Origin of the sequence: Nocardioides candidus, assembly GCF_041321175.1 — a bacterium.
Classification (GTDB): domain Bacteria; phylum Actinomycetota; class Actinomycetes; order Propionibacteriales; family Nocardioidaceae; genus Nocardioides.
This window is the reverse complement of sequence record NZ_JBGGWC010000001.1, coordinates 445,010-458,484: the sequence shown is the minus strand read 5'-3', so window position 1 is coordinate 458,484 and position 13,475 is coordinate 445,010. Positions and strand designations below refer to the sequence as shown.

15 protein-coding genes are annotated in these 13,475 nt (G+C 69.6%); 9 read left to right on the top strand and 6 right to left on the bottom strand.

The genetic code is table 11. The annotated features are described in order from the left end of the window. Positions 1-17 precede the first annotated feature (17 nt). Together dnaN and dnaA are read right to left on the bottom strand one after the other, a co-directional pair. The gene (dnaN, locus tag ACAX67_RS02265) at positions 18-1,163 is read right to left on the bottom strand and encodes a DNA polymerase III subunit beta (protein ID WP_370702187.1); all 1,146 of its coding nucleotides are present in this window, start codon (positions 1,161-1,163) and stop codon (positions 18-20) included. 400 nt (positions 1,164-1,563) lie between these two features. Further along, complete coding sequence (gene dnaA / locus ACAX67_RS02260; RefSeq protein ID WP_370702186.1) at positions 1,564-3,105, bottom strand: chromosomal replication initiator protein DnaA; 1,542 nt, start codon at positions 3,103-3,105, stop codon at positions 1,564-1,566. 577 nt (positions 3,106-3,682) lie between these two features. Between dnaA and rpmH the strand changes: the two genes are divergently transcribed. The 8 genes from rpmH to ACAX67_RS02220 all read left to right on the top strand — a co-directional run bounded on the left by rpmH (position 3,683) and on the right by ACAX67_RS02220 (position 9,001). Next, complete coding sequence (gene rpmH, locus ACAX67_RS02255) at positions 3,683-3,820, top strand: 50S ribosomal protein L34 (protein WP_148845282.1); 138 nt, start codon at positions 3,683-3,685, stop codon at positions 3,818-3,820. 31 nt (positions 3,821-3,851) lie between these two features. Beyond that, complete coding sequence (gene rnpA / locus ACAX67_RS02250) at positions 3,852-4,220, top strand: ribonuclease P protein component (protein ID WP_370702185.1); 369 nt, start codon at positions 3,852-3,854, stop codon at positions 4,218-4,220. After that, positions 4,217-4,492, top strand: coding sequence for a membrane protein insertion efficiency factor YidD (gene yidD / locus ACAX67_RS02245; protein WP_370702184.1), 276 nt, complete (start codon positions 4,217-4,219; stop codon positions 4,490-4,492). Before rnpA ends, yidD begins: the two co-directional genes overlap by 4 nt. Then, the gene (gene yidC / locus ACAX67_RS02240) at positions 4,493-5,512 is read left to right on the top strand and encodes a membrane protein insertase YidC (RefSeq protein WP_370702183.1); all 1,020 of its coding nucleotides are present in this window, start codon (positions 4,493-4,495) and stop codon (positions 5,510-5,512) included. Then, complete coding sequence (locus ACAX67_RS02235; RefSeq protein ID WP_527891003.1) at positions 5,482-6,039, top strand: Jag family protein; 558 nt, start codon at positions 5,482-5,484, stop codon at positions 6,037-6,039. The genes yidC and ACAX67_RS02235 overlap by 31 nt, the downstream gene beginning before the upstream one ends. Positions 6,040-6,054: 15 nt before the next feature. Continuing rightward, positions 6,055-6,840, top strand: a complete 786-nt coding sequence (gene rsmG / locus ACAX67_RS02230) for a 16S rRNA (guanine(527)-N(7))-methyltransferase RsmG (protein ID WP_370702181.1) — start codon at positions 6,055-6,057, stop codon at positions 6,838-6,840. Positions 6,841-7,004: 164 nt separating this feature from the next. Continuing rightward, positions 7,005-8,000 carry a ParA family protein gene (locus ACAX67_RS02225; protein ID WP_370702180.1) on the top strand — a complete coding sequence of 332 codons (996 nt, stop codon included), beginning with the start codon at positions 7,005-7,007 and terminating at the stop codon, positions 7,998-8,000. Continuing rightward, the gene (locus tag ACAX67_RS02220) at positions 7,997-9,001 is read left to right on the top strand and encodes a ParB/RepB/Spo0J family partition protein (RefSeq protein ID WP_370702179.1); all 1,005 of its coding nucleotides are present in this window, start codon (positions 7,997-7,999) and stop codon (positions 8,999-9,001) included. The genes ACAX67_RS02225 and ACAX67_RS02220 overlap by 4 nt, the downstream gene beginning before the upstream one ends. An 89-nt stretch (positions 9,002-9,090) precedes the next feature. On the opposite strand, the gene ACAX67_RS02215 is transcribed toward ACAX67_RS02220, so the two are convergent. Together ACAX67_RS02215 and ACAX67_RS02210 are read right to left on the bottom strand one after the other, a co-directional pair. Beyond that, entirely contained in the window at positions 9,091-9,867 is a 777-nt protein-coding gene (locus tag ACAX67_RS02215) for a lysophospholipid acyltransferase family protein (protein WP_370702178.1), read from the bottom strand. Positions 9,868-9,977: 110 nt separating this feature from the next. Continuing rightward, a complete protein-coding gene (locus ACAX67_RS02210) occupies positions 9,978-11,192 on the bottom strand; it encodes a pyridoxal phosphate-dependent aminotransferase (RefSeq protein ID WP_370702177.1) in 1,215 nt (404 codons plus the stop codon). A gap of 71 nt (positions 11,193-11,263) precedes the next feature. Between ACAX67_RS02210 and ACAX67_RS02205 the strand changes: the two genes are divergently transcribed. Further along, positions 11,264-11,917 carry a GNAT family N-acetyltransferase gene (locus tag ACAX67_RS02205; RefSeq protein WP_370702176.1) on the top strand — a complete coding sequence of 218 codons (654 nt, stop codon included), beginning with the start codon at positions 11,264-11,266 and terminating at the stop codon, positions 11,915-11,917. Between the two features lie 100 nt (positions 11,918-12,017). Here the strand turns inward: ACAX67_RS02205 and trxA are convergent, their stop codons facing one another. Together trxA and trxB are read right to left on the bottom strand one after the other, a co-directional pair. Next, positions 12,018-12,344 (bottom strand): thioredoxin, encoded by a 327-nt coding sequence (gene trxA, locus ACAX67_RS02200; RefSeq protein WP_370702175.1) that lies wholly within the window; start codon positions 12,342-12,344, stop codon positions 12,018-12,020. 86 nt (positions 12,345-12,430) lie between these two features. Beyond that, positions 12,431-13,447, bottom strand: a complete 1,017-nt coding sequence (trxB, locus tag ACAX67_RS02195) for a thioredoxin-disulfide reductase (protein WP_370702174.1) — start codon at positions 13,445-13,447, stop codon at positions 12,431-12,433. Between the last annotated feature and the right edge of the window lie 28 nt (positions 13,448-13,475).

Sequence of the window (13,475 nt, the reverse complement as noted above, 5' to 3'; positions counted from 1 at the left end):
ACGCTAGCGCGGCGGGGCTAGCCCAGGAGGCGGCGCGGCATCAGCAGGTAGCGGAACGAGCCGGCATCCGCCGATGCGGACTCGTCGGCCGTGCCGGTGATGACGACCGGCTTCGAGGCCTGCGTGAAGGCCAGCTCGACCACCGGCTCGTCGATGGCGCCCAGGCCGTCGAGGAGGAACTGCGGGTTGAAGCCCGTGACGAGGTCGTCGCCGTCGATCTGCGCCTCCACGGACTCCGACGCCTGCGCCTCGTCACCCGACCCGGCATCGAGGGTGAGCACGCCGTCCTTGAACGCCAGCTGGACCGCGGTGTTGCGCTCGGCGACGAGGGAGACGCGCTTCAGCGACTCGATCAGGACGGCCTTGTCGAGCTTGGCGACGGTCAGCCGCTCGCTGGGGAAGAGGCTGCGGACCTTGGGGAACTCGCCGTCGAGGAGGCGGGTCGTCGTACGGCGCACACCTCCGGGTCCGCTGCCTTCGAAACCGATCAGGCCGTCGCCGGAGCCGCTCGCCGAGAGCGCGATGGTCACCTCGGCGCCCGCCGTGAGGGACTTGGCGGTGTCGCCGAGGACCTTCGCCGGCACCAGGGCCGCGAGGCTGGCGTCCGGCTGGCCCGGGTTCCACGCGAGCTCGCGCTGCGCGAGCCGGAACCGGTCGGTGGCGAGGAGGGCGATCGTGTCGCCCTCGATCTCGAGCCGCACGCCGGTCAGCACGGGGAGCATGTCGTCGCGGCCCGCAGCGGTGACGGCCTGGGCCACGGCGTGCGCGAACGCCTCGCTGGGCACCGTGCCGGTCGCGGCGGGCATGGAGGGGATCGAGGGGTAGTCCTCGACCGGCATGGTCTGCAGGGAGAACCGGGCCGAGCCACAGGTGAGCGAGACCCGCGCGCCGTCGATGCTCACGTCGACCGGCTTGGCCGGGAGGCTGCGGCAGATGTCGGCGAGGAGCCGCCCACTGACCAGGGCGGAGCCCTCGTCGCTCACCTCGGCCGTGAGGGTCGCGCGGGCCGACGTCTCGTAGTCGAAGGTCGACAGCACCAGACCCTCGTCACCGGCCTCGATGAGCAGGCCGGCGAGCACGGGCGCGCTCGGACGGACGGGAAGGCTGCGGGCCGCCCAGGCCACGGCGTCGGCGAAGACATCACGGTCGACACGGAACTTCACGATGCGTCCTTACACGTAAGCGGGGTGGTGCGGGCAGTGAGCACTGCGAGGCGTCGCGTGGGGAATGACACGAGTGTGCGCTGGGTGCATCCTGCCACGGCGGTGGTTCTCCACAGAGGGGTGGCGCGGAGATTGTTCCGGTCGATTCGGAGCGTAGGAATTCTAGGAGTGGTCATAGCGTCGGTGGAATCTGTGGAGAACCGGTTCCTGTGCAGGTGAGCGACGGTTTCCGGGTGTGGACGACCGTGTGCACTGGCGCGGCACGGACTAGGGGTGGATGTGGACGGAGGGTGGCCTGTGGAACCACCCGACCGGTGCGGCCACAGAATCCTCCCCGTGTAGTTCGCACCAATTCACGGTGTTCGTCCACAGGCGCGGTGGGCGTCGGCCCGCCCGCCGGTCAGCCCTGGCGTGCTGTCATCTTCACGCGGTTGGTGAGCTCGCTGACCTGGTTGAACACGGCGCGGCGCTCACCGAGCAGCTGGTTGATCTTCCGCTCGGCGTACATCACGGTCGTGTGGTCGCGGTTGCCGAACTGGGCGCCGATCTTCGGCAGCGACAGGCCGGTCAGCTCGCGGCAGAGGTACATCGCGATCTGGCGCGCCATGACGAGGTGACGGCCGCGGCTCGGTCCGGTGAGCTCCTCGATCGACAGGCCGAAGTAGGCGGCCGTCTGCGCGATGATGAGCGGAGCGGTGATCTCGGGCTCGCCACCCTCGGGGATCAGGTCCTTGAGGACGATCTCGGCCAAGGTGAGGTCGACGTCCTGCCGGTTGAGGTTCGCGAAGGCCGTGACCCGGATCAACGCACCCTCGAGCTCGCGGATGTTGGTCTGGATCTTGCTGGCGATGAACTCCAGCACGTCCGGCGGCGCCGTCAACCGGTCCATCGCCGCCTTCTTGCGCAGGATCGCGATGCGGGTCTCGAGGTCCGGGGGCTGCACGTCGGTGATCAGTCCCCATTCGAACCGGTTGCGCAGCCGGTCCTCCAGGGCCTCCAGCTTCTTCGGTGCCTGGTCGGAGGTCAGCACGATCTGCTTCTGCGCGTTGTGCAGGTAATTGAACGTGTGGAAGAACTCCTCCTGCGTCTGGGTCTTGCCCTGCAGGAACTGGATGTCGTCGATGAGGAGCACGTCGACCTCGCGGTAGCGCTTCTTGAAGCGGTCCTGCCGGTCGTCGCGGATCGAGTTGATGAACTCGTTGGTGAACTCCTCGGAGCTGACGTACCGGACCTTGGCGCCGGCGTACAGGCTGCGGACGTAGTGGCCGATCGCATGGAGGAGGTGGGTCTTGCCCAGGCCGGAGTCGCCGTAGACGAGCAGTGGGTTGTAGGACTTGCCCGGTGCCTCCGAGACCGCGACGGCCGCCGCGTGGGGGAAGCGGTTCGACGAGCCGATGACGAAGGTCTCGAACGTGTACTTCGGGTTCAGGCGCGACTCCGGCGGGTGCGGCATCGGGCCTCCGGACGGCGTCGGGGTCGCGGGAGGGAACGTGCCGCGCGTGCCCTCGAAGGGCTTGGGTTCGCCGTCGTACGTCGACGAGTCGATCTGTCGGTTTGTCGACATGTCGCCGAATCCACTCGGCTCCGGGCGGACGGCGGGCTCGTCGGCGACCGGTGCGTCGACGTGGTCGGCGGGATCGGTGTGCAGGGAGCTGTCCACGGTGACCGCGAGCTGGACGTCGTGGCCGAAGCGGTCGGTGAGCGCATCCTCGAGATGACCGCGGATCCGGCCCTCGAGCCGCTTGCGGGTGAAGTCGTCGGGCACGGCGACGATCGCGGTCGTGCCGTGCAGGGTGACCGGACGGCTCGACTGCAGCCAGGCCCGTTGCGGTGCCTGGAGGTCGTCGAGCACCGCGTGCCACGCCTCCTCGAGACGGGACAGGGCCGGATCGGCCTCAGTGGTCTCGATGCGGGGCTCCTGCTGGTCCTCGTTGCCGGTCACGGCTTCCTCTCCCGAATCTCGCACCCGGGTGCGGGTGCTACCTCCACAACTTTGTCCACAGGCTGTGAACTGTGTGTCACCGCGGTCTGCGATGCCCTGCCGAGGCCGGACCGGGAGCCGAGAGATCACGTGTTTGCGCAGGTCAGCCGCTAGTTCTTGGTGCTGCGGACGACCGCTGTGTCGACACGTGGGCCTGGGTGCTACCCGAACCGGCGGGGAATCCCGGAGAGCCCGAACCTAGTCGCGGTTGCCCTGTGGATCAACCGGTTCTCCACAGGTTCTCACGATGATGTCGATATTGGTCCGGCGGGGTGCGCACGCCGGTGCCGCAGGACGGGCTAGGGTCACCGGTTCGTCGGTTTGACCCTGCTGTCGCGTCCCGCGTACCGTTGGGCGGTCATCCGGTGTCGACCGGTGCCGCATGTCCGCGGCCGACCCGCCCGCCTGGCGGACATCATCCGCGGACGCGCGGTGCCAGCCGAAGCTGTCATCACATCGGGCGGAGCGCCTCGCTGCGCGCCGTCACCGGGCCGCGCCGGATGGCCCTTCCCGAGACGTTCCCTATGAGAGGCCCATCGTGAGCAAGCGGACCTACCAGCCGAACAACCGTCGTCGCCACAAGACGCACGGCTTCCGACTGCGGATGCGCACCCGCGCCGGTCGTTCGATCCTGTCGAGCCGCCGCCGGAAGGGCCGCAAGAGCCTGGCCGTCTGAGGCCGCGGCTCACGCCCTCCGGAGGGCACCCGTGCTGCCTGCCGACCAGAGGCTGACCCGTCCCGACTCCTTCCGACGCGCCGTCAAGGCGGGCGGTCGGTCGGGTTCGCGCACCCTGGTGACCCATCTCGCGAGCACCGGCACCTCCACGGCGCCGCCGCAGGTGGGGCTGGTGGTCAGCAAGGCCGTCGGCAATGCCGTGGTCCGCAACCGGGTCAAGCGGCGGCTGCGTCACCTGGCGCGCGCCCGGACGGCCCTCCTGCCCGGCGGGTCGTTGCTCGTCGTACGGGCCCAGCCGCCGGCGGCCGCCGCCTCCTCGGAGGAACTCGGGGCCGACCTCGACCGTTGCCTGGAGAGGAGCCTCGGCGCCGACGCCGGCTCCGGGCGGGCGGAGCGATGAAGTGGGTCCTGATCGCGCTGCTGCGGGCCTACCGCGCGGTGATCAGCCCCCTCTACGGCGAGGTCTGCCGCTACTACCCCTCCTGCTCGGCCTACGCGCTCGAGGCGGTGCGCACCCACGGGAGCGTCAAGGGCAGCTGGCTCGCCGCACGGCGACTGGTGCGCTGCCATCCCTGGGCGGCCGGCGGCGTGGACCACGTACCTCCCGCAACCCCTTCTTCACGGGGCCGCAACCGTGCGGCTCGCTGTGAGCACATCGAACAAGGAGTCTGAGTGGGCATCCTCGGCGACATCGGCCACTTCATCATGGTGCCGCTGTACTACGTCATCTCGGCGGTACTGCTGGCCTGGCACTGGTTCTTCGGCCTGTTCCTCGACCCCGAGGGCGGGCTGTCCTGGGCGCTGTCGATCATCGGGCTGACCCTCGTCATCCGCGCGGCCCTGATCCCGCTGTTCGTGAAGCAGATCAAGTCCAGCCGCAACATGCAGCTGATCCAGCCCAAGGTGCGGGAGCTGCAGAAGAAGTACGGCCACGACCGGCAGAAGCTGGCCGAGGAGACGATGAAGCTCTACAAGGACGCGGGCACCAACCCGTTCGCGTCCTGCCTGCCGATCCTGCTGCAGATGCCGATCTTCTTCGCGCTGTTCCGGATGATCAGCCAGGCGACGAAGACCGACACCTCGCACGGATTCCTCACCGTCGCCAAGGCCCACGAGTTCGGCGACTCGCTGATCTTCGACCGCCTCCCGATCAAGGGCACCTTCTGGATGGACCGCGTGTGGGCCCCGGGCGGGGGCGACGCGCTCGTCATGATCGTCGCTGCGGTCCTCGTGCTCGCGATGACGGCGACCACGTTCACCACGCAGCGCCAGCTGATGGCCAAGAACATGCCGGCCGACGCGCTGAGCGGGCCCTACGCCCAGCAGCAGAAGATGCTGCTCTACATCCTTCCCGTGGCCTTCGGCCTCGGTGGCGTCGCGTTCCCGATCGGTGTGCTCCTCTACTGGACCACGTCGAACCTGTGGACCATGGGCCAGCAGTTCTACGTCATCCGCAACAACCCCGCCCCCGGCACGCCGGCCTTCAAGGCCAAGCAGGACCGCGACAAGGCGAAGGCGGCCAAGCACCCCGAGAAGTACGCCTCCTACGAGCCGGTCGCCGACACCGCCGTGATCGAGGAGGCCGAACGTCGTCCCGCCAAGCGCCAGCAGCCATCGAGGCAGTCGCGTGCGCAGCGGAAGTCCGGAAAGCCGGGCACAGGATCCAAGCCCAACCAGGGAGGCACGAAGTGAGCACCGAGACCGACATCGAAGAGAACACCACCGAGTCCGCGGCGCCGGAGGACGGTGACAACGCCCTGGTGTCGCGCCTCGAGCGCGAGGGCGACATCGCCGCCGACTACCTCGAGGAGCTGCTGGACATCGCCGACCTCGACGGCGACCTGGACATGGACGTCGAGGCGGACCGCGCCGCGGTCTCCATCGTCGGCGCCGACCTGGCCCAGCTCGTCGGGCCGGACGGCAAGGTGCTGGAGGCTCTCCAGGAGCTGACCCGCCTTGCGGTGTACCGCGAGACCGGTGAGCGGTCGCGCCTGATGCTCGACATCTCCGGCTTCCGCGCCGACAAGCGCTCGCGCCTGACGAAGCTCGGTGAGGAGACCGCGGCCCAGGTCAAGGAGTCCGGTGAGCCGGTCTCCCTCGACCCGATGTCGCCGTTCGAGCGCAAGATCGTGCACGACGCGGTCGCCGCCGCCGGCTTGCAGTCGGAGTCCGAGGGCGTGGAGCCGCGACGGTACGTCGTCGTGCTCCCGGCGGATTGAGCGCGAGCGTTTCACGTGAAACATCCCGCTGGTGATGCCGGCGACGCAGGGCCCGTGCCAGCAGTGGCGCGGGCCCTGTTCCCTGAGGAGCGACTCGCTCTCGCCCGTCGGTACGCCGACCTGCTCGCCTCGGACGGGGTGACCCGGGGCCTGATCGGGCCTCGGGAGGTCCCGCGGCTCTGGGACCGTCACCTGGTGAACTGTGCACTCCTCGCCGGTGCACTCCCCCACGGTGCGTCCGTCGCCGACATCGGTTCGGGTGCGGGGCTTCCGGGCCTGGTGCTCGCGATCGCGCGCCCGGACCTCCAGATCACTCTCGTCGAGCCTCTCCTGCGGCGGACCACGTTCCTCGAGGAGGCGGTGGCGGCGTTGGGCCTGAACAACGTCCTCGTACGCCGTGACCGCGCCGACGCCCTCCACGGTGAGCGGACGTTCGACGTGGTGACCTCGCGGGCCGTTGCCCCCCTGGAGCGGCTGCTGGGCTGGTCGATGCCGCTGGTGGCGCCGGCCGGTGCTCTGGTGGCGATGAAGGGCTCCTCGGTGCAGCAGGAGATCGCCGACGCGGAGGCTGCGCTCACCCGGCTCGGTTGCGCCCCGCCGGTGGTGGAGACCGTGGCGCCGCCGGCGTCGGCGGAGGGCGGGGAGCTCGGCGGCGACGGCGCTGGCGACCCTCCCCAGGTCACTCTCGTTCGGGTTACCTGGGCGGACCCGGCGCGAGTATCGTTGCGGACTTCGGGTCGGCGCGGGTCGCCGCGGCGGCGGGCGAGCGGCCCGTCTCGACGTCGGGAATGGCCGTCGTGACCGTCGTCGGACCCGGCCAGGGCGACCCCCCGGCACAGAGCGAACAAGAGTTTTCCACCGGCCCAGAGTGGGTCGCTGAGCCTGATGTTCCACAGGTAGACCAAAGTTTTCCACAGGAGGCCCCGGTGTCGGGTGATCCCGCCGAGCAGTCAGAGGACGTGTCGATGAACGACGTTTCACGTGAAACCAGCGCCCCCGACGTTTCACGTGAAACCGGCTTCTCCGTGCGGACGGCCGGCGAGCTGGCCGACCTCGGCCCTGGGTTCGACGACGACCAGACCCCGCTCGCGGCGGCGGCCCACCAGACGGTGTTCTACCGCCAGGGCATCCAGCGCCAGCCGGTTGCTCGCCCGGCCGCGACTCGCGTGTTCGTCGTGGCGAACCAGAAGGGTGGTGTCGGCAAGACGACGTCGACGGTGAACATCGCAGCCGCGTTGACCGAGCTCGGCCAACGGGTGCTGGTCGTGGACCTGGATCCGCAGGGCAACGCCTCCACCGCGCTGAACGTGGACCATCGGCAGGGCACTCCCGGCACCTATGAGGTCCTGGTCGACGGCATGGCCATCGCCGACGTGATCAAGTCCTGCCCCGACTGCGAGGGGCTCGACGTCGTACCTGCGACGATCGACCTGGCCGGCGCCGAGATCGAGCTGGTCAGCGTGGTGGCGCGGGAGGGGCGTCTCAAGAAGGCGATCCTGGCGCACCCGCAGGTCGGCACCGCGACGACCGCCGGCGAGGGTCGTTACGACTACGTCCTCATCGACTGCCCGCCGTCCCTCGGGCTGCTCACCCTGAACGCCCTGGTCGCCGGCGCGGAGATGATGATCCCGATCCAGGCGGAGTACTACGCGCTCGAGGGTCTCGGCCAGCTGCTGTCGACCGTCGACATGGTCCGCGCACACCTGAACCCCGACCTCGCGGTGTCGACGATCGTGCTGACGATGTACGACGCCCGCACCCGCCTCGCGGCCGGCGTCGCCCAGGAGGTGCGTGAGCACTTCGGTGACCAGGTCCTGAAGACGGCGATCCCGCGGTCCGTGCGGGTGTCGGAGGCCCCCTCCTACGGCCAGACGGTGATGACCTACGATCCGGGTTCGCCGGGCGCGCTCAGCTATCTGGAGGCGGCTCGGGAGATCGCGACCCGAGGGAGCCTGAGTTGAGCAACAACGCACCGCGTCGAGGGCTGGGCCGCGGGCTCGGGTCGCTGATCCCCACGGCGCCGCCCGAGCCTGCTGCGCCCGACGCACCGACCGGCGAGCCGGACGTCGCGGTCTCCCCCGCCGACCCCGCCGGACCGCCCGCGGCTGCCGGCACTCCCGTGGCCGGTGCTCCGGACCTGGTCCCGGTCGACGGTGCCTACTTCACCGAGCTCGAGCCGACGTCGATCCGGCCCAACCACGTCCAGCCCCGGCAGGTCTTCGACGAGGAGGCGATGGCGGAGCTGGTCCACAGCGTCCGCGAGATCGGCCTGCTCCAGCCGATCGTCGTGCGCGAGGTCGAGCCCGGCTCGTTCGAGCTGATCATGGGCGAGCGGAGGTGGCGCGCGGCCCAGCAGGCCGGCCTCCAGAAGATCCCTGCGATCGTCCGGGCCACCGACGACTCCGACATGTTGCGCGACGCGCTGCTGGAGAACCTCCACCGCTCCCAGCTGAACCCGCTCGAGGAGGCGGCGGCCTACTCGCAGCTGCTCGAGGACTTCGGCTGCACCCACGACGAGCTGGCGCAGCGCATCGGCCGGTCACGTCCCCAGATCAGCAACACCCTGCGGCTGCTGAAGCTCAGCCCGGCGGTGCAGCGACGGGTCGCCGCCGGCGTGCTCTCCGCGGGGCACGCCCGCGCCCTGCTCGCCGTCGACGACGCCGACATCCAGGACCGGCTCGCCGCCCGCGTCATCGCGGAGGGCATCAGCGTGCGCGGGCTGGAGGAGATCGTCGCCGTGGGTGACGTCGGCTCGTCGAAGAACCGCGCGATCCATGCGAAGCCGCACGCTCCCGGACTTGCGGAGATCTCCGACCGGCTTGCCGACCGCTTCGAGACCCGGGTCAAGATCGACATCGGCAAGGCCAAGGGGAAGATCACCGTCGAGTTCGCGACCCTCGACGACCTGCGCCGGATCGTCGACATCATGGACCCCCGCAACCGGTCCGATCGCCCGATCTGATCCTCGCCGGCGGGTCGAAACCGCCCCTGACCTGCGGAAACGTGTTTGTCGACAAAGCGACCTGACGACAAGTCGCTAGGTCGATTCGGCTACTTGTCCCTCATCGCTGCGCGCTTCGCGGCCTTCTTCGCGGCCCGCTCACGCTTCTCCTCCGCGTCGAGGCGCTCGGCCTCCTCGAGGGTCGGCGCACTGCCGCCGAAGCGGGCGGGAAGCCACCACGAACCGGGAGGCTGCTCGTCGGCCGGGTAGTCGGAGATGACCTCGTCGAAGAGCGCCACCATGCGACGGTGCAGCTCGGCGGTCTCGGCGACCGGGTCGTCCCCGGTCGGGTGCATCGGCTCACCGACCTTGATCGCGATGGTCTTGCCGCGGGAGAAGTCCCGCGGGTGGTCCTTGGTCATCATCCGGTGGGTGCCCCACACGATGACTGGGAGCAGTGGCACCCCCGCCTCGGCAGCGATCCGCACGGCGCCGGTCTTGATGCCCTTGGGCTCCAGCGCGCGGGAGATCGTTGCCTCGGGGAAGATCCCCACCGCCTCGCCCGCCCGGAGGTACTCCACGGCGTTGTGCATCGACGCCACCCCGTCGGCCCGGTCGACCTCGATGTGGTGGAACGAGCGCATCACCGGGCCACCTACGGGGTGGTCGAAGATCTCGCGCTTCGCCATGAACCGCACGTAGCGCTTCGACGGGTTCGCGGCCAGGCCGGCGTAGATGTAGTCGACGTAGGAGATGTGGTTGCAGGCCAGGAGCACCCCGCCCTTGCGGGGGACGTGCTCGGTGCCGGACATCTGGAACCGCTGGCCGAGCGCCTTGAAGGCTGTCTTGGCGGTCACGATGACGAAGGGATAGGTGATGTCGCGCACCGGGTGAGTCTGACAGCCCGACCCAGCCACGAGCGAGTGCCCACCATGCAGAATGGACCACCGGAACTATCCGGAGCGAACAAAAAACAGCGCTGCGGAGCGGCGGGGAGCTAGCGCCTCGTGGCGAGGAACTCGGCGATGCGCCCGATCGCCTCCTCGAGCACCTCGACGTCGGGGAGCGTGACGAGCCGGAAGTGGTCGGGCGTCGGCCAGTTGAACCCGGTGCCGTGGGTGACGAGGATCTTCTTGGCGCGCAGCAGGTCGATCACGAACTGCTCGTCGTCCTCGATCCGGTAGACCTCCGGGTCGAGCCGCGGGAAGCAGTAGAGCGCGCCGCGCGGCTGCACGGACGAGACGCCGGGGATGTCGTTGAGGAGCCGGTGGGCCAGCATGCTCTGCTCGTAGAAGCGCCCACCGGGCACGATGAGCTCGTTGATGGACTGGTAGCCGCCCAGGGCGGTCTGGATCGCGTGCTGGGCGGGGACGTTGGCGCACATCCGCATGTTGGCGATGAGCGTGAGGCCCTCGAGGAACTCCTCGGCGAGCTCCTTCGGTCCGGAGATCATCACCCAGCCCGCGCGGTAGCCGCAGACCCGGTAGGCCTTCGACAGCCCGCTGAACGTCAGGCAGAGGACGTCGGAGCCTCCCGCGGCGGCCGCGTGGTGGTGGACGGCGTCGTCGAAGAGGATCTTCTCGTAGATTTCGTCGGCGAAGACCACGAGCTGGTGGCGCCGCGCGATGTCGACCAGCGCCTCGACCATCTGCTTGCTGTAGACCGCGCCGGTGGGGTTGTTGGGGTTGATGATGACGATGGCGTGGGTGTTCTCGGTGATCTTCGCCTCGATGTCCTCGAGGTCGGGCATCCAGCCGTTGTCCTCGTCGCACCGGTAGTGCACCGGGGTGCCGCCCGAGAGCGTGACCGCGCCGGTCCACAGCGGGTAGTCGGGCGCGGGCACCAGGATCTCGTTGCCGTCGTCGACGAAGGCCTGGAGCACCATCGAGATCAGCTCGGAGACCCCGTTGCCGATGAAGACGTCCTCGACCTCGGTCTCGCGCAGACCGCGCGACTGGTAGTACTGCGCCACTGCGGTGCGCGCGGAGTAGATGCCCTGGGAGTCGCTGTAGCCCTGCGACTCCGGCAGGTGGTGCATCACGTCGGCCAGGATCGCCTCGGGAGCCTCGAAGCCGAACGGTGCCGGGTTGCCGATGTTCAGCTTGAGGATCCGGTGACCCTCGGCCTCGAGGCGCTGTGCCTCGACGAGGATCGGTCCCCGCACGTCGTAGCGGACGTTGCGGAGCTTCTTGCTCTGGCGGATCTTGCGCACCGCGTCATTCTCGCAGCCCCCGGTCTGTGACTTCACGCGGATATCGGCCCGTGGCGGCCTACCCTGGAGCCGTGGCCCGCACGACGGTCCCCTTCACCCTGGACCACCTCGACGCGTTGGACGCCCTGGGCGTCCCGTGCCGCTCGTGCCTGTTCTGGGAGCTCGACCCGGTCCGCCGCGAGCGTCTGGGGGACCGGGAGACCCGCTGCGCGGTCAAGGAGTCGTGGATGTCGGAGGTCCTGCGCGAGTGGGGCTCGTGCGGCCGGGTCGCGATCATCGACGGCAACCCGGTCGGCTACCTGACCTATGCGCCGCCGTCGTACGTGCCGGGCGCCGCGCAGTTCCCCACCGCGCCGGCGTCGCCCGACGCGGTGCTGCTGACGACGGCACACGTCGCCGACGGTCACGACGGCGTCGGCATCGGCCGGCTCCTGGTGCAGGGCATGGCGCGCGACCTGGTGGGCCGGGGCGGGATCCGCGCCGTCGAGGCGTTCGCGTACGGCGGCAACCGCCTCACCGCGGAGACCGGCTGCCTGCTCCCGGCGGAGTTCCTCGCCCGGGTCGGCTTCAAGACCCACCGCGCGCACCCGCGGACCCCTCGGATGCGGATGGAGCTGCGCTCGCTGGTGAGCTGGCGCGACGAGGTCGAGGCCGCGATCGAGCGGCTGGTGGGCGCCGTACGACCCAAGAAGGCCCCCACCCCCGCCCACCGGGACCAGAACTAGCGCCGCCGCTGCGGGCCGGAAAACGGGACAGTCCCCCTCCAAGGGCACCGGATCGACGGAGATCCTGAGCTCGTGGAGGGGGACTGCCCCGCGAGGGACGTCAGGCGATGAAGTCGGAGAGCTCGTTGAGGATCGCGGCCTTCGGGCGGGCGCCCACGATCGTCTTCACGACCTCGCCGTTCTGGTAGACGTTGATCGTCGGGATGCCGGTGACCCGGTAGGACGCCGGGGTGACCGGGTTCTCGTCGACGTTCATCTTCAGGAACGTGATCTTGTCGCCGTGCGCGGCGTTGATCTCGTCGAGGATCGGGGCGACCTGGCGGCACGGCCCGCACCACTCGGCCCAGAAGTCCACCAGCACGGGCTTGTCGGACTTGAGGACCTGCGTGTCGAACTCGGCGTCGGTGACGGCGGGGATGTTGCCCACGGATCTGTTCCCTTCGATGGATCTGTTGAGGAGTGCTGGGTCAACGCGGGGCGGGAGGGTGATGTTCCCCGTCGCGCGGTGACGTGTCAGACAGGTTGGGCGGCGGACTCGCCGAGCTCGGCGACGGTGTCCTCGGCGGAGCCCGCCGAGGACGAGGCGTGGTCGAGCATGGCGATGTAGCGCTCGGCGTCGAGCGCCGCGGCACAACCGGTGCCGGCGGCGGTGATCGCCTGCCGGTAGTGGTGGTCGACGAGGTCGCCGGCGGCGAAGACACCGGGCAGGTTGGTCGCCGTGCTGGGGTGCTGGACGAGCACGTAGCCGTTGTCGTCGAGGTCGACCTGGCCCTTGAGGAGCTCCGAGCGGGGCTCGTGCCCGATCGCGATGAAGAGACCCGTCGCGGCGAGGTCGCGGGTCTCCCCGGTGACGGTGTCGCGCAGCGTGATCGACTCCAGCGACTCCTCGCCGTTGATCGAGGCGACCTCGGAGTTCCACACGACGTCGAGCTTCGGGTCGGCGAACGCCCGCTCCTGCATGATCTTCGAGGCCCGCAGCGAGTCGCGACGGTGGATGAGCGAGACCTTGCTGCCGAAGCGCGTCAAGAAGGTGGCCTCCTCGACAGCGGAGTCGCCGCCGCCGATCACCGCGATGTGCTGCTCGCGGAAGAAGAACCCGTCGCACGTCGCGCAGTAGGAGACGCCGCGGCCGGAGAGCTTCTCCTCGTTGGGGAGGTCGAGCTTGCGGTAGCCCGAGCCGGTCGCGAGGATCACCGCGCGTGCGGTGTAGGTCTCGGTCGCGGTCCGCACGACCTTCACGTCGCCGGTGAGGTCGACCTCGACGACGTCGTCGGTGATCAGCTCGGCACCGAAACGCTCCGCCTGGGCGCGCATCTCGTCCATGAGGGCGGGGCCCATGATGCCGTCGCGGAAGCCGGGGAAGTTCTCGACCTCGGTGGTGTTCATCAGGGCACCACCCGCGGTCACCGAGCCCTCGAAGACCAGCGGGGCGAGCTGCGCCCGCGCGGCGTAGACCGCGGCGGTGTAACCGGAGGGGCCGGAGCCGATCACGATCACGTTGCGCGGCTCGGTCGACGGAGTGACGGACATGGTGCGGACCTCATCGCTGTTGACGGCG